The organism is Cohnella thermotolerans DSM 17683 (assembly GCF_000429825.1).
Taxonomy (GTDB): Bacteria; Bacillota; Bacilli; order Paenibacillales; family Paenibacillaceae; genus Cohnella; species Cohnella thermotolerans.
In genome coordinates this window covers 47,304-64,622 of sequence record NZ_AUCP01000006.1, presented here as the reverse complement: position 1 = coordinate 64,622, position 17,319 = coordinate 47,304, and the positions used below count along the sequence as shown (strand labels likewise).

The 17,319-nt window shown below is 61.0% G+C and carries 13 protein-coding genes; 11 read left to right on the top strand and 2 right to left on the bottom strand.

Annotation, left to right across the window (positions count from 1 at the left end):
• Positions 1-71: 71 nt before the first annotated feature.
• Positions 72-1,790 (bottom strand): hypothetical protein, encoded by a 1,719-nt coding sequence (locus tag G485_RS0103180; protein WP_027091340.1) that lies wholly within the window; start codon positions 1,788-1,790, stop codon positions 72-74.
• A gap of 181 nt (positions 1,791-1,971) precedes the next feature.
• Between G485_RS0103180 and G485_RS0103175 the strand changes: the two genes are divergently transcribed.
• The 9 genes from G485_RS0103175 (at position 1,972) to G485_RS0103125 (ending at position 11,457) form a co-directional block, all read left to right on the top strand.
• The gene (locus tag G485_RS0103175) at positions 1,972-2,826 is read left to right on the top strand and encodes a helix-turn-helix transcriptional regulator (protein WP_027091339.1); all 855 of its coding nucleotides are present in this window, start codon (positions 1,972-1,974) and stop codon (positions 2,824-2,826) included.
• A gap of 90 nt (positions 2,827-2,916) precedes the next feature.
• Positions 2,917-3,204: an alpha/beta-type small acid-soluble spore protein gene (locus tag G485_RS0103170; RefSeq protein ID WP_027091338.1), complete on the top strand. Its 288-nt coding sequence runs from the start codon at positions 2,917-2,919 to the stop codon at positions 3,202-3,204.
• 268 nt (positions 3,205-3,472) lie between these two features.
• Positions 3,473-4,684 carry a DUF3900 domain-containing protein gene (locus G485_RS0103160; protein WP_027091337.1) on the top strand — a complete coding sequence of 404 codons (1,212 nt, stop codon included), beginning with the start codon at positions 3,473-3,475 and terminating at the stop codon, positions 4,682-4,684.
• 233 nt (positions 4,685-4,917) lie between these two features.
• Entirely contained in the window at positions 4,918-7,176 is a 2,259-nt protein-coding gene (locus G485_RS0103155; protein WP_027091336.1) for a hypothetical protein, read from the top strand.
• Between the two features lie 198 nt (positions 7,177-7,374).
• Entirely contained in the window at positions 7,375-8,022 is a 648-nt protein-coding gene (locus G485_RS0103150) for a nitroreductase family protein (RefSeq protein WP_027091335.1), read from the top strand.
• 667 nt (positions 8,023-8,689) lie between these two features.
• Entirely contained in the window at positions 8,690-9,052 is a 363-nt protein-coding gene (locus G485_RS0103145) for a response regulator (RefSeq protein ID WP_027091334.1), read from the top strand.
• A gap of 433 nt (positions 9,053-9,485) precedes the next feature.
• Positions 9,486-9,995 carry a hypothetical protein gene (locus tag G485_RS30325; protein WP_169732287.1) on the top strand — a complete coding sequence of 170 codons (510 nt, stop codon included), beginning with the start codon at positions 9,486-9,488 and terminating at the stop codon, positions 9,993-9,995.
• Positions 9,989-10,153 carry a hypothetical protein gene (locus G485_RS30320; protein ID WP_169732286.1) on the top strand — a complete coding sequence of 55 codons (165 nt, stop codon included), beginning with the start codon at positions 9,989-9,991 and terminating at the stop codon, positions 10,151-10,153. The genes G485_RS30325 and G485_RS30320 overlap by 7 nt, the downstream gene beginning before the upstream one ends.
• 158 nt (positions 10,154-10,311) lie before the next feature.
• The gene (locus G485_RS0103125) at positions 10,312-11,457 is read left to right on the top strand and encodes a response regulator (protein WP_169732285.1); all 1,146 of its coding nucleotides are present in this window, start codon (positions 10,312-10,314) and stop codon (positions 11,455-11,457) included.
• Here G485_RS0103125 and G485_RS0103120 read toward each other — a convergent pair.
• On the bottom strand, positions 11,447-13,597 hold the full coding sequence (locus G485_RS0103120) for a YhgE/Pip domain-containing protein (protein WP_027091330.1): 2,151 nt from the start codon (positions 13,595-13,597) through the stop codon (positions 11,447-11,449). The two genes, G485_RS0103125 and G485_RS0103120, sit on opposite strands and share 11 nt — an antisense overlap.
• Before the next feature lie 132 nt (positions 13,598-13,729).
• On the opposite strand from G485_RS0103120, the gene G485_RS0103115 reads away from it, so the two are divergent.
• Both G485_RS0103115 and G485_RS0103110 read left to right on the top strand, forming a co-directional pair.
• Positions 13,730-15,745: an elongation factor G gene (locus tag G485_RS0103115; RefSeq protein WP_035154545.1), complete on the top strand. Its 2,016-nt coding sequence runs from the start codon at positions 13,730-13,732 to the stop codon at positions 15,743-15,745.
• A gap of 173 nt (positions 15,746-15,918) precedes the next feature.
• The gene (locus G485_RS0103110; protein ID WP_027091328.1) at positions 15,919-16,854 is read left to right on the top strand and encodes an alpha/beta hydrolase; all 936 of its coding nucleotides are present in this window, start codon (positions 15,919-15,921) and stop codon (positions 16,852-16,854) included.
• Positions 16,855-17,319: the final 465 nt, after the last annotated feature.

The following is a 17,319-nucleotide window of genomic DNA, read 5'->3' as shown; positions in this document are numbered from 1 at the left end:
CGGATCGGCCGAAAATAAACCAAACCCCCGAACGCCGCCGCAAGCCGTCGTTCGGGGGGTTTTTCGGCGCGTTATCGGACCTGGAACGCCGCGAAGCGGGAGGGAGCCAGCCGCACCTCGTAGAGGGCCGACCCGTCTTCGGCTTCGCCGGCTGCGGACGCGCGCGAGTCGGGCGTCAGCCCGTGAAGCTCTTTGCCCTTCGGAAGGGCGAGCTTCCAGCGCTGCGGAATCGGCGCGAAATTCTCGAGCGCGAACGCCCCGTTGTCGTAAGGGAACCATCCGGCGTTGCCCGGACCCTCGATCCGGCAAGGCGCCAAGTCGCCCGACAGCACGCTCCGAAGGCGGGTAACGACGTTCCCGGGCAGCTTCCACAGGTCCGCATAATCGTCGGGAACGACGAGCGTATGGATTTTCCCTTTGCTGTAATTGTCGTACATCAGAATCGGAATGTTGTTGTGGCCGCGCAGCGCGACGACGGACTGCCAGGTGGCGTTCGTGCTGTAGTCGAAAACCGGGAACGCGATCGCCTCGGGCGAGTAGGAGAAGTCGTCGAACGTGCAGCTGTACGTGTCGATTGCGAACTGCCGGACGGCGAGCTTCTTGCCGGTCGGGCGCAGCGTCGTGAACTCCTCGATCCCTCGGCCCGTCATCCGTTCCACGAAGCCGCTCGTCATGACGATCCGGCCGCCCGCTTGCAAATACGTCTGCATTTTCCCGATGATCGCTTCGTCCCGCGCGGCGTTCTGCGTAATGAGCAGCGGCGCGGACGTATCGGACGGGAAGCTCGGCGTCAGCTCGAAGGAGATGCCCAGCATGCCCAGATAATCGTACAGGTGATCCTCGCCCTTGGCATGGTGCGGCTCGTAAACAAGGGCTCCGACCGGACGGCCAAGCGCTCCCGCGACCGCGTCCAGCTTGTCGAGCTGATAGCCGAGCGCGGGAACGTGCACGCTGTCCTTGAGCAACGAATAGCAGAACAGCGTCAGTTCCTTCGCTTTGCCGAAGACGCTAAGGTTCGCCTGCTCCAGATAGTAATCGATATAAGTGCAGTCCAGACTGTCGAACCAGGCTCCGCCGTTGCGCCCCGGCGCGAGGTTGTCCATCCAGCGGAGCAGCGAGTAGGAGGCATAACGGGGAATGTGCTGCTGGCTGATCGCCGGGTCGCGGGTTTCGGTACCCGTATAGACCGCGTCGAAGAGCAGCGGCTGCTTCTCGGTGTTGTAACCGGAGGCTTGGTACGCTTCGTTCCAGTTCGGGTATTTGATCACCATTCGCGCGTTCGGATTGACCGCTCTCGCCGGCTTCAAAATCAGATTTTCCGACACCTCCGCCATCAACTCCAGCCGAAACTCCTCCCAGCTTCGGTCGCCCTTGCGCGCGAGGCAATCGTCGCAGCCGCAATTGGTGAAGAAGAAATCGTCGAAGATGACCTCGTCAAACACCGAAGCCGCCGTCTCCACCGCTTCCCGGAACTTTGCGCGCGAAGCTTCGTCGGTATAGCAGATGCCGCCGAACAACCGCTCGTACCCCGGCCGGTAGGCGTCTCCGAGCGTCGGCGTAATGCCTCCCGCCGTCTCGACGCCCCGCTCTTCGAAGAAGCCTTTGAGCGCAAGCAGCCTTTCGCGGCTCAGGCTGACGTCTCCCCGGTGGTTCTCGATGTACACTTTGGACAGCTTCAAATGCTTGCGGAAAAACGCCAATTCCCGTTCCAGCCGCCCGAAATCGCCGTTCAGGCAGCCCGCCGTACAGTAGACGGCCAGCTTGAAGGAATCGTATGAGGGATGGGACATGTTCGGTTCTCCTTTGCTCCGATATCGGTCGAATTTCGTCCATGAAACCTAGGTTGCATGCGAGCAGAAAACGTTTTATTTCCGTTATTCAGTTCCGATTATAGGTGGTATACTGGTGCTGTAGTTTCAGCTATTGAACCAAAGCTATCACGATCGCAACCTGATGGGAGAGGGAACGCGCATGTCCGTCATCCGTTTCGACGCTTTGCCGCTGCCTTATTTCATTAACAACGGCTACAGCCTTGCCGGTCCCGGCCGCAAGCATCCGGAGCGCTGGGCGATCGGGGAGTTCGATCTGCTCGTCGTGAAGATGGGCTGCCTTTATATCGGGGAAGAGGGCCGCAGCTACGAGGTGTCGGAAGGTCATGCGCTGGTGCTGCGGCCGGACCTGCACCACTATCCGACGGAAGGCTGCCGGACGTTGACGGGCTCGTTCTGGCTGCATTTTCAGGCGGGCGGGGGTTGGCGGATGGCGGACGAAGCGGAAGTGGAGGACGGGACGAAGGAACGGTCCCGGATGCCGGCGTTTACGATCGACATCCCGCAATTCACCCGGCTGCTTCACCCGGCGAAAATGTACGAGCGGCTGCAGCGGCTGATCGATCTGGACCGGCAATCCCATCTCGATTCGGTGCGCTGGGAGCAGCAGACGGTGTTTCAGGAGGTGCTCATGCTGCTCGCGGAGTCGCTTCAGGCGGAACGGCCCCGTCCGGGAGAGGACATCGCCGACCGGGCGGCTTCTTTCCTGAGGCTGCATTACAAGGAGCAGATATCCTCGCGGGATTTGGCTTCGGAGCTGAATTTCCATCCCGTCTATATCGCCCGTCGGATGCAGAAGCAGTTCGGCTGCTCGCCGATGGAATATTTGATCCGCTACCGGCTGGAGCAGGCGAAGCGGCTGCTGCTGCAAACCGATCTGCCGATCGCGCAGATCGCCCTGGAGACGGGGTTTCGGCAGGCGGCTTATTTCACGGCATGCTTCAGCCGGCGTGAAGGCGTGACGCCGCGGGAATTTCGGCTGCGGTTCGTACGCTAGAGGAACGCCCCTGCATAATTCGCGTAGGCCCGGGGAACGATCTGGAGAAGCGACGGCGCTGCGATATTATCGGATAAGGGGGCGTTACGATTGTCTAGAAGAAGCCGGAGGCGGCTCGTCGTCCCGGGCGCGGAGCAGGGCGTCGAAGCGTTCAAGGCCGACGTGATGAAGCGGGAAGGCTACGCGGTGAACCCGAACCGGCCGGACGACGTGAAGTACGAGGTGGCCAAATCGCTCGGCGTGCCGCTTCAGCCCGGCGACAACGGGCAGCTGTCGACGGAGTCGGTCGGCCATGTCGGGGGCAAAATCGGCGGGACGATGGTCCGCGAGATGATTCGGCTGGCGCAGGAGAAGCTGGCCAAACGTTCCGAGCCTTAATGATGGATGGATGCCGGAACGACGATAATGAGAGAAAGCCGCGGGGCGTCCCGCGGCTTTCTCAATTTGACGGCGAAGCGTGCGGGAGGCAGGAGCCCGCCGGACTCGGGCCGTCCCAGCCTGACGAAGCCGGGCTCCGGCGGCTAAACGGCGTCCCGGTAGAAGCGTTGAAGGGCGGGCGGAGGGGGTGGTATGATGAACAACAGATTGTTACGACCGAAGGCATACCGCCGACATCCGTAGATTTGCGACCTCAAAGGAGCCGTCTATGAAATTCTCCATTCAATATCTATCGTTCTTCGTCATCCACAACGACGGGCAGGAGCAGGACCCGATCAAGCGGTACAAGCACTATCAGACGCTCGACCATTTCGGCTATGAGGACAGCGAGATCAAGTCGTTCCTCGACAGCGAATTTACCCGCATCGGCAAGCGCAAGGCGGAGGTTCATTCGCCGACGGACAACGCGCCGACCAAGATCGGCAGGTTCATGCTGGAGCCGGGCCACGACTTGGACAGCAATCCGAACTACAACCTGTTCCAGAAGCTGCGGACGGCGCCGGACAAGGAGCGGTTCCACGCGGCCAGCGACGATATGGTCCGACTCTATATGGACACGAGCGCGGTGAGGGGAGGCGCCTTTATCGTCGCGCTGGCCAAGCTGAACGAGCTGTTCGACGATCCGTTCGTGTTCGTGCTCAAGTGCGACTTCGAATCGAAGATCGCCCGCGTATCGGACGAGCGCAGCCTCATCTCGAAGGTGGAGATGGCCATCAGCGCCCGGAACATCAAATCGATCCAGTACCCGCACATGCCGGAGGAAGGCATGCTCGAGCCTTACGAGCTGAAGATCCATCAGGCTTCGCACGCCCGCTATTTCGAGGATTTCCTTAAGTTCGTCACCTATGAAAAGTCGAAGCCCGAGATCGTGACCGATCAGGTGATGGAGATGGTTCAGCAGTATATCGAGACGAAGTGGCAGGGAAACCCCGAGGCGTCCGCCGCTTGGGAGGCGGAAGAGACGCTGCCGCAGCTGTCGGAGCCGATCGAGGACGAAGCGGCCCCGGCGCCGATGCCTGTGCCGAACGCCGAGCCGGGCTGGAGTCCGCAGCGCCAGCGGGAGGAGTGGCAGTTCGAGGCTTGGGCGGCGTCGGACAAACGGCAGCTGCAGGAGAAATGGACACACGAGGACGTGGCCCAGGCGACGGCGAAGCTGGCGGAGTTCCAGCCGGATCTCGAGTTGAAGTTCAAGCTGGACGACGTCGCGGTCAAGGGGAAGCTGTCCGATTACGGCGAGCGCGTTCATATCGCCCGGATGAACGGCCGGTACGTCGTGCTTATCGAGGGAGACGCCTTCCAGTTCGAGAAGGGAATCTCGCCGGTCGAATTGCTCTACCCCGAGGAGATCGAGGATGTGCTGCGGCGCATGAACGAACGTCAAACGGCCCGCCGACAGGCGCAGGACGACTATCCGTACTGATCGATCTGGGGACGGGTGATAACGATGCACGGCACGTGCTTTTTTACCCAGGAGCACTCGTCCTCCGACTTGTCGCCCGGCGAATCTCCCTATTAATATGTGCTGCGTACAAGAATCGAACCTGCCAAAGACGCGCTGCGGAACACGGATTTGTCGCGACGGGCGTTGGTCTCCGTGCGGGCAAGGAGCGGCGTTAAAGGCATCAAGGTTTATATGATCGAGGCGTTGGGAAAATGAACTTGGAACCGATTTACAGCCAGGGGAGGCGTTCCTTAAGAGAAGTCCGCTTGCGCGCCGGCCGATCCTATAGTCTCGATAGAGGACTGTGGCGGGGGGCGTTCGCGGGAATCGGGGCGGCGAGCGCAGCCGGGGCGGCCATCGGCATGTTGGGAGCGCCGACCGGGCTCGGAACGGCGTTCGACGTCTCGGCCGCGATCGTGCTGAATTTCGCCGGCTTGGCCGTCACGTGTTCCCTCGCGGCGTGGCTGTTCCGCCTGCTCGGACTGGCGGCGCCGCCGCTGACGGCCGGAGGCGCTCTATACGCCGTCCTGCTGGTTACGCTCATCCTCTTCTTCGGAGAGATGGATTTTTTATTTTCGCTCGTCCTCGCCTTGCTGTTTGTAGGTATTGGCGCGGGATTGGGCGTGCTGGCAGGCATTTGGATCGACCGGCGGTTCCCGCTGCGGGCGAAGCTGGGGGCTGCTCTGCTGGCCGTCGTCGCTGTCGGATTCGTCTACGGGGCTTTGACCGATGCCCGCGAGGCGACCCCGGCGTCCACGGCGGTGGGCGGCACGGATGCGGGGAGTCCGGATGCGGCGGAATCGCTGAACGCTCCCGATCCGTCCGTACCCGGAGCTTATAAGTTCCGTACGTTTACGTACGGGAGCGGGGAAGACAAGCATCGCGCAGAATTCGCCGGCGAAGCCGATCTGCGCTCGAAGTCGGTGGACGCTTCGGCCTACATCGACGATTGGTCGTGGCTGCGGAAGCAGTATTGGGGCTTCGACGAACGGGAGCTGCCGGTCAACGGCCGGGTTTGGATGCCGGAAGGGGAGGGGCCTTTTCCGGTTGTGCTCATGGTTCACGGCAACCACTTGATGGAGGATTTCTCGGACGAGGGCTACGCTTATTTGGGCGAGCTTCTGGCGAGCCGGGGCTTCGCCGCCGTGTCCGTAGACGAGAATTTCCTCAACTACTCGGTCTGGGCGGGCATTCCGAAGGAGGATATGAAGGTGCGCGCCTGGATGCTGCTCAAGCAGATCGGTCAGCTGCAGCAGTTCGCGGCGGATCCGTCCACGCCATTCTACGGGCGCCTGGATTTCGGCCGGATCGCGCTGATCGGCCACTCCCGGGGCGGGCAGGCGGCCGCGATGGCCGCCGACCGGGATACCTGGTTCGCGGGCGACGCCGGGCTTCCGGACGAAGACAGCTACGCCGTTCGCGCGGTCGTCGCGCTGGCTCCGACCGATATGGCGGTCGACGGCCAAAAAGCCCGGCTGCAGGACGTGTCCTACTTGACGATGCAGGGAGCGAGCGACGCCGATGTCAGCAGCTTCGACGGCGAGCGGCAGTACGCGAGAACCGGCTTTGCGCCCGGTTCGTCCGGCGTCAAAGCTTCGCTCTATATTGCGGACGCCAACCACGGGCAATTCAACACCGATTGGGGCGATCGCGACGAATCGCTCCCGACGGGATTGTTCCTGAAGAAGCCGGGGCTGAGCGGCGAAGAGCAGCGGCAAATCGCCAAAGCTTACGTGTCCGCGTTTCTGGAGCTGAACTTGCACGGGCAGGAGGCGTACGCGGCGTTGTTCCGGGATTACCGCGCCGGGGCGGCTTTCCTGCCGGATGCCCGCTATTTTAACCGATTCGAAGAAGGCTCATTCCGCGCGATCGCCAGATACGACGACGCGGACAGCTTGACCCGTCTTCCTTCCGGCGCAACCGCTGCGGCGAGGGGAATGACATTGTGGGCGCACGAAGAGGCGCTGGATCGGGAACGCAACGGCACAGGCAACCGCGGAGTCGCGCTGCAATGGGAACGGGAAGCCGTCTACGAGCTGCAATCCGATCCGGGCTTTGGGATGTCTTCGGATGAGGGGGCGGCGGCTTCTCTGGCTTTTGCGATGTCGGATCTGACCTGGGATATGGAAGGCGGCGACGCACGGAAGACGGTGCAAGTAACGGTGGAATTGGAAGACGGCGACGGCAATGTCGCCCGGGTGCCGCTTGACGAGGTGATGCCCGTACAGCCGGTTCCGCGAACGACGTTCACCTGGCTGGGCTGGCTGGAGGAGACGCTCGAAGACGGCAAGTACAAGGAAGAGATCCAACCCGTCTTCCAGACGTATGAAATTCCGCTTGCCCGCTTCAAGGCGGCGAATCCGGCATGGTCCGCCGACCGGATCGTCCGGGTGGCTTTCCGGTTCGGGAACGGTCCGGGCAAGGCGATGCTGGACGACATCGGATGGACGGACGGGACCGGAAGCGAATGAGACCGCGGTTCGGAGGGGATGCTAGGGACGGAATCGCGGTCGTTCTTCCCCGGTCGATAAAGAAGATTGACAGCGGAGTCCCGCCACTTTATACTGTGCTTGTAGAAACACAGTTATTCCTTCTCTTAACTGTGGCAATAAAAGATATCGATTATACATGACGCGCGAAGATCATCTTATTTGGGGAGCGTGATTTCCATGCCGGCAACGGTACAAACGAAGGATTACGGCACCGTCGTCAGAGAGCGGCACTCGGTCCGCCATTACGATCCGTCCGTGACCATTCCGAGGGATGAGCTGAAGGAGATGTTGGCGGAAGCGTCGCTGGCGCCTTCGAGCAGCAATACGCAAACGTGGCGGTTCCTGGTCATTGACGATCCGGAAGCCAAGCAAAGGCTGCTTCCGATCGCCAACAACCAGAAGCAAGTCGTCGAGGCTGCGGCGACCATTGCCGTGCTCGGGGATTTGAACGGGTACAAGGAGATCGGCCGCATCAACGACATGGCCGTCAAAGCCGGTTACATGCCGGAGGACTTCGCCAAGCAGTTTACCGAGAACAGCCTGAAGCTGTACGCCAGCTTGCCGCCGGAGAAAATGAGAAGCATCGTGCAAATCGACGGCGGTCTCGTCAGCATGCAGTTCATGCTGACAGCGAAGTCGAGAGGGTATGACACCGTCCCTATGGGCGGGTTCAACCCGCAAAAGCTGGTGGAGGAGTTCTCGATACCGGACCATCTCGTGCCGATCATGCTCATCGCCGTCGGCAAAGCGGCGACGCCGGGCCGTCTGACGGCTCGCCTGCCGATCGACGACATCACGTTCTGGAACAGCTTGAACAAATCCTGAGTTCGGCTTGCAAGGGCGACGTAAGGGAGCTTATCCCTGCGTCGCCCTTTTTCCATTTCGGTTGGCGGTCGAACTCAAGGCTTATTACTTCCGACCTACTAGAAGCATAGAACGATGGAATCCACGGCGCGTTCATTTCTTTCAATACCCCACTTCTTGCTTCTCGGCTTCTTGGATGACGGCGAATGACGTTTGCCCTTTCCCTCTACAGTTTCCATCTTGCTGCAGTGACCGCTTTACCTTGACTTCGTCCTGTAAGATCGATTTTCGATCTTACAGAGCGCAGAAGTGGCGCATCTCCGACTGTAAGCACGATTTTCGATCTTACAGAGCGCAAAGGTGCCGCAGGTCCGACTGCAAGATCGATTTTCGATCTTACAGAGCGCAAAGGTGCCGCAGGTCAGGCTGTAAGATCGATTTTCGATCTTACAGAGCGTAGAAGTGGCGCATCTCCGACTGTAAGCACGATTTTCGATCTTACAGGACGCAAAAGCGCCGCAGCCCCGTCTGTAAAATGCCCCCCCCTTTTTTCACACAACCCTGTGGACAACTTGTGTGCAAACTGGGGATAAGTGAAGCTTCGCCAAGCGTTTAAGAGGATTTTAAGCACCATGAGGCATAGTTAGCTTAAGACCGGAGATTCATTCATGGCGAGAGAGGCGAATTCATGTCCGGAAAAATCATGGTCGTGGACGACACGACGTTTATACGCAACATTTTGAAGGACATCTTCCGCTCCGGCGGTTACGAGGTCGTCGCCGAGGCGTCCGACGGAGCGGAAGCCGTCCATCTGTACAGGCAGCTGAAGCCGGATCTCGTTACTCTGGATTTGACCCTCCCCGGGGTGGACGGACTGCAGGCGATGAAGGAGATCAAGGCGTTCGATCCGAAAGCGAAGATCGTGATCTGTTCGGCCGTAAGCCAGCAACAGATGGTCATAGAGGCGATTGAGGCGGGAGCCAAAGATTTCATCGTCAAGCCGGTTATGCGGGAGAGGCTGATCGAAGTCGTCGAAACGTTGCTGGCCTAACGATGCGGCGCTCGCCTATTCGTCTCCGCCGGGACTATCGGACTATGTCCGTTAGGTTTACAATGGAAATCGAGAACGGGAAATTCGGAATCGGGGCGCGGTGATCGAAGCTGCTTAGGGCCATCCAATCGATAGATTTTTTCCTGTTGCTCCTCGCAGCGAGGGCTATCCTCGTCTTCGCGGCGATTCAGTTTGCCGGCCGGGCGGAGAAGCCGTCGCCGAACGCCGTCCGGGGAGTCCCCGATCTGAAAGGGCCGGGACTTCGACCGGCAAGGCCGGGTGAGTCTGAACGGCGAATGGGAGTTTTACCCGAACCGACTGAGTCGCCAATGACGACTTCAGAAGCGGCGGCATCGTCATGCCGACGTGATTCGGGCTGAGCCGCGAGCTGTCGGCGGCCGGACAATTCCAAATCGCGCTGGAGTGGGCGGCATTGATCGTGCTGCTTATTTTCGCCGTCTTTTTTCTCAGTCTCTACATGCTTTTCAACCGCAATCTGGCTGTTTCTGCTGTTCGGCCTGTTCTTTCTGTTCTTCAGCGCAACGATTTTCTTCAACGGCCAGAGGACGTTCATAAAGATGCGCCCCGAAGTGCCGTTCGAAGTGGCCTGGAAAATCAAGGATTTCTCAATGTTCGTCATCTATCCGATCCTTTGCGTCTACGCCTGCTGCTATTTCCGTTCGAGCGCCTATCGGAAGCTGATCTGGTCGACCGGTCCTTGATGTCGGCTTACTGCGCCTGCATTCCGTTGCTTTCGTACCGGATCTACGCTATGGGGCTGCGGGAGGCGTTCGCGTGCATCCCGATCGTGTTCGCGCTGTTCGTCGCGGTGCTCATCGGCTTCAATTACGATGTTCATCTTGAATACGTTCCTGCATCCGGATTTCGACTTTTCTGCCGCTCGTCTTGTCGGATTCGCTGGTGCTGCTGTTTATTATGCTGACCGTCACAATGCTCGCCCGCCGCTATTTCCTCACTTACCGCTCCATGTCCGAACTGGCGGCGCGGCTTCAGGCGGCGGATCAGATGAAGGACGAGTTCCCGCTCCGGGCTATGCCCGGACGGACGAGAAGCGGCTGCTGCAGGTGCTCTCGAACCTGATCGGCCAGGGCTTGCGCCGAACGGAGAGCGGGACGCTTGCCGTGTTCGGCGACGGGGAGGTTGCCTCGTCTGGAAAGCATCCCCGTCGAAGGCGCCCGGATTACGATTTGGCTGCCGCTGTCCGCGAAAGATCGAAAACGATAACGGAGGTGCTTGGAATGATACGGGCTTTTCTGGCGGACGATGAGGAGCACGCTTTGAACATTCTTAAATTGCTGCTGCTTCGTACGGGCGAGGTTGAAGTGGTCGGCACGGCCAGCAACGGCTTCGACGCGATCGAGCGGCTGCGGGCGCTTCGTCCGGATGTCGCTTTCCTCGATATCGAAATGCCGGGGATGAACGGGGTCGAACTGGCCGAGCTCATCCTCAGCGAGCATCTTGACATTCAGATCGTGTTCGTCACGGCCTACGACCAATACGCCATCTCCGCGTTCGAGCAGGAGGCGGTCGATTATTTGCTCAAGCCGCTGGAGAAGGATCGGCTGGCGAAGACGGTGCAGCGGCTGAAGCGGGAAGCGGCCAAGCAGCGCCCTTCGCCGGCGCCCGGCGACAACCCGGTGCTGCGGGTGCGTCTGATGGGCGACATCGCCGCCGAAGGAGCCGGCCAGGAGCGGATCAAATGGCGCACGGGCAAAGAGAAGGAGCTGTTCGCCTTCCTGGCGCTGCGGGGCAAAGAGCGCATTCACCGGGACGTCCTGCTGAACGCGCTGTGGCCGGAGGAGAATTACCGGAAAGCGAAGGGGTACTTGCATACTTGCGTCAGCTTCTTGCGGAAGGACCTCCGGCGGCTCGGCTTCGAAGGCATCTTGAAATACGAGGACGAGAAATATTATTTGGAGCCGGGCGCGATCGAGACGGACTACGAACGGTGGCTCGACGCTATCCGGGCCATTAAGCAGGACCCGGCCGGCGACCGCGTGGAGGAGATGGAGCGGGTGCTGTCGCTCTATCAGGGAACGTTGTTCAAGGACGAGGATTATCCTTGGGCCGAAGACGAGGTCCGTCACTTGGAGCAAGCCGCAGGAGAGCTTCGGACGGAGCTCGCGAAGCAGTACGAGCGGAGGCGCGAATACGGGAAAATGATCGAAGCGGCGCAGCGGCAGCTCGCGCATTCGCCTTACGACGAGGAAGCGTGCCGCTTGCTGATGAGAGGCTACTATGCCGAAGGCAAGCACGACGAAGTGTTCCGCGTCTACCGGCAGATGCTCGCCCGGCTGGAGGAGCTTGAGATCGAGCCTTCGGAGAAGACCAAGCGTCTGTTCGCCGACATTCGCATGGCGAAGCCGGGAGCGCTTAGTGAATGAGCCGGCTCGCTCTCGCCTTCGCCACGAGTCCCGCGGTCAGACGGTTGATCGGCCACTTCAGCCCCAGGCCGACGACAAGCGCGGCCCAAGCGAACACGAGCAGGACCAGCACGTCCTCTTGCACAAGATCCCATAGGATGCCGCCGACCGCTTCCCTCATCATGCCGATGGCGTAGGTGAACGGCAAGAACGGGTGTACCGCCTGGAAGAACGGAGGCGTGAGCTGAATCGGGAACGTGCCTCCCGCCCCGGCAAGCTGCAGCACGAGCAGGACGATCGCCATCGCTTTGCCGACATTGTCGAAGACGGAGACGAGAGTGTAGACGATCAGCATGAACACCGCGCTCAGCAGCATGCCGAACAGGACGAACCAGCCTTTCTCCAGGACATAGACGTTCAGGATATAGATATCCCCCAGCGTCACCGCCAGCGATTGCAGAACGGCAAGCGTTCCGAACGTCAGGAAACGTCCGAAGTAAACCTGGTAGCTGGGATAGCGGATCCCCTCTTCATGAACTTCCACGGAGAGCATGGAGACGAGGAGCAGCGCACCGACCCACAAAGACAATGTGGAGAAAAAGGGGGACATAGCGGAGCCGTAGCTTGGAATCGGAAACAGTCTGTTCTCCTTCAGCGCGACCGGCTCGGCGAAAAACTCGCTCTCCCGCCGCGCGTTGCGCTTGAGCAGATCGATCAGCTCCCGCAGATTCCCCTCCTTCTCGAACGACCGGATCTTGTCCGCCAACGCCTCAACCTTCGCTTGCGCCGCGGGCAGCTCCGCCCGGACGGCGTCGAGCTCCTTTGTGCCGACGGCCAGCGCCCTGGAGGCGCGGGCGAGAAGCCCCTGAACCTCGGGCAAGCTCTTCACGGCGCCGGACAAAACGCTTTGCGCCTCGGAAGCGGCCGAAGACGCCCGGGCGACGGCTTGCCGGATCCGCGGGGCGATGTCGCTGTCGAATCCGGCGATCAGCTTATCCAGGAGGCCCGCCGTCTCTGCGGCCTGGCTGTTCAATCGGCTCGTCAGCGCTGCCGCCGGCGCCTCGCCCTTGTCGATTGCGGCGCGAATGGCGCTCAGCGTCTCCGATTGGCGCCGGAAGCCGTCGCGGACTTGCTCCAGCCTGGCAATCGCCGCACTTAACCGGTTGTTGCCGGCCAGCGTATCCAGCCTCCGGAACGCGTCCGCGATCCGATCCGCCACATCCGCCCCCGTCGCGAGCCGCCCGGCCGCCGAGCTCATTGCCGTCTTGACCGCTTCCGGATCGGCATCGGCCTCGCCGAGAAGGTCGGTTACCGCCGCCGCTGCGCCCGCCGTCTGGCGCAGAAGGATCAGATCCTGCTTGAGCTGGGGAGCCATCGCGGCCAGCGCCGTCTTGCTCTTCCCGATGACGTCGCCGACTTGGCCGGCCAGCTCCGCGCCGTCCTTCGCCAGCCCGGCGACTTCCGGAAGCCGGGACTGTGCGGCCGCGACGATCCGATTCAGCTTGACGGCATCGTTCCTAGCCGTCTCTGCGGTCTGGCGAATCTCCGGAAATTTCTCCTCCAGCTTGAAGATGAGCGACCGAAGCTGCTCGATCTCGGGCAGATTCGCTTCCAGCTCGCTCCCCAATCGGTTGAATATTTGAAAGATAATCCCGTTCGCCGTCTCCACGAAGCGGCTGCTCACCTCTTCGATGATCCCGCTAGCGCCGCTGGACGTGATCTTCGGGGCGACGGCATTGATCTTCTCGTTGACGTAATATTCGATTTGCGCCTGCTGCGGCGTCCCCTCCACCGCCGTGGCGAGCCGGGCGGAGAACTCCGGCGGAATGACGATGGCCGCGTAATAATCGCCGTAACGCACGCCCTGCATCGCCTCCTTCTCGCCCACGAATACCCAGCCGATCTTCGGGTTGTCCCGAAGGGCGGCGACGAGCTCTTTGCCTACGTTGACCGGGCGGCCGCGGATCGTCGTGCCGGCATCCCGATTGACGACGGCGACGGGAAGGCGGCCCGTCTGCGAATAAGGGTCCCAGGAAGCTTCGATATTGAACCACGCGTACAGGGAAGGCAAGAGGACAAGTCCCAAAATGATGACGGCGGCGGCCGGATTCGTCGCGATCCGGCGCAGATCGCGGGCGTAAATGGAAGCGATGGCTCTCAAGGCGCTCTCCCCGCTTTTTTTTTGCCTATAGTATTGCAGCACAATCGCGGAATGATGCCGCCAAGCCGGAAATTGACACCTTCCTGCAATGGCTTACAATGAACGGAGAGGGCTAGCAAAGGGGAAAAAGGGATGACCGTACATAACGATATAGGGCGTCCGCTGCGGAATATCGGGATTTTCGCCCATGTGGACGCGGGTAAAACGACGACGACCGAGCAGATGCTGTACCGGAGCGGGAGAATCCGGGCGCCGGGCAGCGTCGACGACGGGACGGCGCAGACCGATTGGCTGGACGTCGAGAGAGAACGGGGCATCTCCGTCCGGGCGGCGGTGACAAGGCTTGAGTGGCGGGGCGTCTCCATGAATCTCGTGGATACGCCGGGCCACGTCGACTTCCTGTCCGAAGTCGAGCGTTCGCTTCGCGTCATGGACGGCGCGGTGCTGATCGTCTCGGCGGCGGAGGGCGTGCAGGCGCAAACGGAAGTCGTCTGGCAGGCCTTGCGCGAGATGAGCATTCCTACGCTTATATACGTGAACAAGATGGACCGCATCGGCGCGGACGCGGAGGCCGCGCTCGGCCAGATCCGCAAGCTTCTGTCTCCGGCCGCCGTTCCGATTCAAGCCCCGATCGGGTCGGAAGGCGGCTTTGTCGGCCCGGCGAGCTTGCTTGCGAAGGCGGACGGACCGGCCGCCGTTGCGGGGGCGGAAGCCGAGCCCTTCTTGCGCTTGCTGCAGGAGGCGGTCGCCGAGCGGGACGAAGAGCTTCTGCAGCGCTATTTCGAGAAGGAGGCGCTGGAGGCGGCCGAGATGCTTCCCGTGCTGCTCGAAGGCGCGCGGAAGGGCGAGCTGTATCCGGTTCTGTTCGGCGCTTCCGGACGGGGAATCGGCGTGGAAGCGCTCCTGGACGCCATGGCCGACTTTTTGCCCGGACCGGGCGGAGACGACCAGGCGCCGTTGTCGGGCGTCGTGTTTAAGCTGGAGCGCGATCCGGCTATGGGCAGGATCGCTTATGTGCGCCTTTATAACGGAACGGTGCGGAATCGGGATTCCGTCTACAACGCGACCAGAGATGTCTGGGACAAGGTGACGCAAATCCGCAAGGTCGACGGCAGCAAGTCGGAGGACGTCGGCTTGCTGCAGGCGGGCGACATCGCCGCCGTCTACGGGCTTGCGCAGGCGCGCATCGGCGACATTGTCGGCTCCCCGGAAGGCGTGCCCGGCGAACGGAGGCTGGCCGTGCCGCTGCTGACGGTGCAGGTGCACTGGGCGAACGAAGCCGAGTATCCCGCCGTCGTCGCGGCCTTCCAGGAGCTGGCGGACGAGGATCCGCTGCTCGACCTGCAATGGCTGCAGGACGAACGCGAGCTGCATTTGAAGGTCATGGGGACGATCCAAATGGAGGTGCTCGCGCATCTGATGCGAAGCCGGTTCGGCCTGACTGTGACGTTCGGCGCTCCCTCGGTCATTTACAAGGAGACGCTGGCCGGATCGGGCGAGGGCTTCATCGCCTATACGATGCCGAAGCCCTGCTGGGCGATTTTGCGGTTCCGCATGGAGCCGGGAGCGCGCGGGAGCGGGCTGCAATACGCTTCGGTCGTCCGGCCCGAGAACCTGCTGGACAGCTACCAGAACGAGGTGGCCCGCCGGGTGCCGGAAGCGCTGCAGCAAGGGCTTCGCGGTTGGGAGGTGACGGACCTGAAGGTGACGCTGGTGGAAGGCGAGCATCACGTATGGCACACGCACCCGCTCGATTTTGTCGTCGCGACGCCGATGGGCATCATGGACGGACTGGCGCGGATCGGGACGAAGCTGCTGGAGCCGATCCTTCGATTCCGGCTGTCCGCTCCCGAGGAATTCGGAGGCAAGCTGATGAACGAGCTGATTCTGATGCGCGGGTCGTTCGAGCCTCCGGTCATCGCCGGAGGACGCATCGAGCTCGAAGGGCTGCTTCCGGTCGCCACGTCGCTCGATTTTCCGTCGCGGCTGGGCTCCATGACGAAGGGGCGGGGCGTGCTGTCCGCCTTCTTCGAAGGCTATCGGGAATGCCCGCCCGACGTGAACGCGGAGCGGCCGCGAAGAGGCGTCAATCCGCTCGACCAGGCCAAATACATTCTGGCCACCCGCAAAGCCTTGTCCGCCGGATAAGTCGGACGATCATGGGCCGCATAGCACTGGCCCGGCTGCGCCTTCCGCGCAGCCGGGCTTTTTTGGCCGCATTATGAGCGGAAGGGGAGAAAATCGCGAAACCTCCTGCATGTTCCTTTGGCGCGGTGTTAAACTAATACCCCAACGGGCGATACGACGGGAGGAGAGAATCGATGTCTCGCGGGTGGACGATCGTGCTGGTCGGAGCGGGAGCTTTGCTGATTTTGCTGCTGGCGTTCTGCCTGCATCTTTACCGTTTGGCCATACATCGCAACCGCAAATGGTTCATGGGCGACGAATCGAGCCTGCCGAAGGCGGAGGCGGAAGCCGTGAAGGCGATGTACGAATGGTTCCGCTCGCAGCCTTTCGAAGACGTCGCCATCCGGTCCGACGACGGCTTGACGTTGCGCGCGCATTATTTGGAAGCGGATGAGCCGACCGAGCGGGCGGTGATTCTGGCCCACGGCTATTCCGGGCGAGGCCGGGATATGGCCTGCTTCGCGCAGTTTTACCACGAGCTCGGCTACCGGGTGCTGATGCCGGACAACCGGGGACACGGGCAAAGCGACGGACACTATATCGGCTTCGGCTGGCACGACCGCAAAGATTACGTCCGGTGGATCGAATACCTTGTGAAGCGGATCGGCGATCGGGCGCAAATTGTGCTTCACGGCGTCTCCATGGGCGGCGGCGCGGTTCTGATGACAACCGGGGAGCCGCTGCCCGAGCAGGTGAAATGCGTCATCTCGGACTGCGCCTACAGCTCGGTTATCGGGATCCTGAAGTATCATCTCAAGCAGATGTTCAGGCTGCCTGCGTTCCCGCTGCTGCCGCTTACCAGTCTTATCTGCAAATGGAAGGCGGGTTATTTCTTCGGCGAAGCTTCGACCTTGCGGCAGCTTCGGCGCGCGACGAAGCCGATTCTGCTCATTCACGGCGAAGAGGACACCTTCGTTCCCTTCTCCATGGCGCACGAAATATACGAAGCGATTCCCGGAGAGAAGGAGCGGCTTACCGTTCCCGGGGCGCCGCACGCCATGTCGTTTCTGGTCGATCCCCAGGGCTATAAAAACGCGGTCATAGGCTTTATAAACCGGTACGCGACTTGATTGCCCAACCGAAGTCGATAAGGGCTGTCCCCGAAGGTCTTGGAGACCTGGGGATCGCCCTTTGTTATGGCAAAGCCAGCGAAGAGTCGCTGCAGCAGGGCGCATGTTCTCCACGAAGGGGCGCGGGGCGGGGCGGAGGTCTGGGTGCGATTGTGCGCTGTAAGAACGAAAATCGACCTTGCAGCCGGCACCGTCTCGTGGTCATCTGGGCGAAGGAGTCACCGAACGGCGCAGCCGTTTTTTGGCCGAACGCATCTGTACGCATCCTTCACGGGGTGGCTTCTTCTTTTTTTGTGTTTTATGGATAGAACTTTCAGAAATTGTTTAGAGAGGATTGATAGAATAGGTGCGCTGGATTGGAGTAGTAAAATTTTCCTGGGTATAACGAATCAGTTTCGTTGTATTATACTCGGTTTATAGTTTTTTATCGGCGTTTACTCTGCCAGCCATCCGGAAGGTGAATCA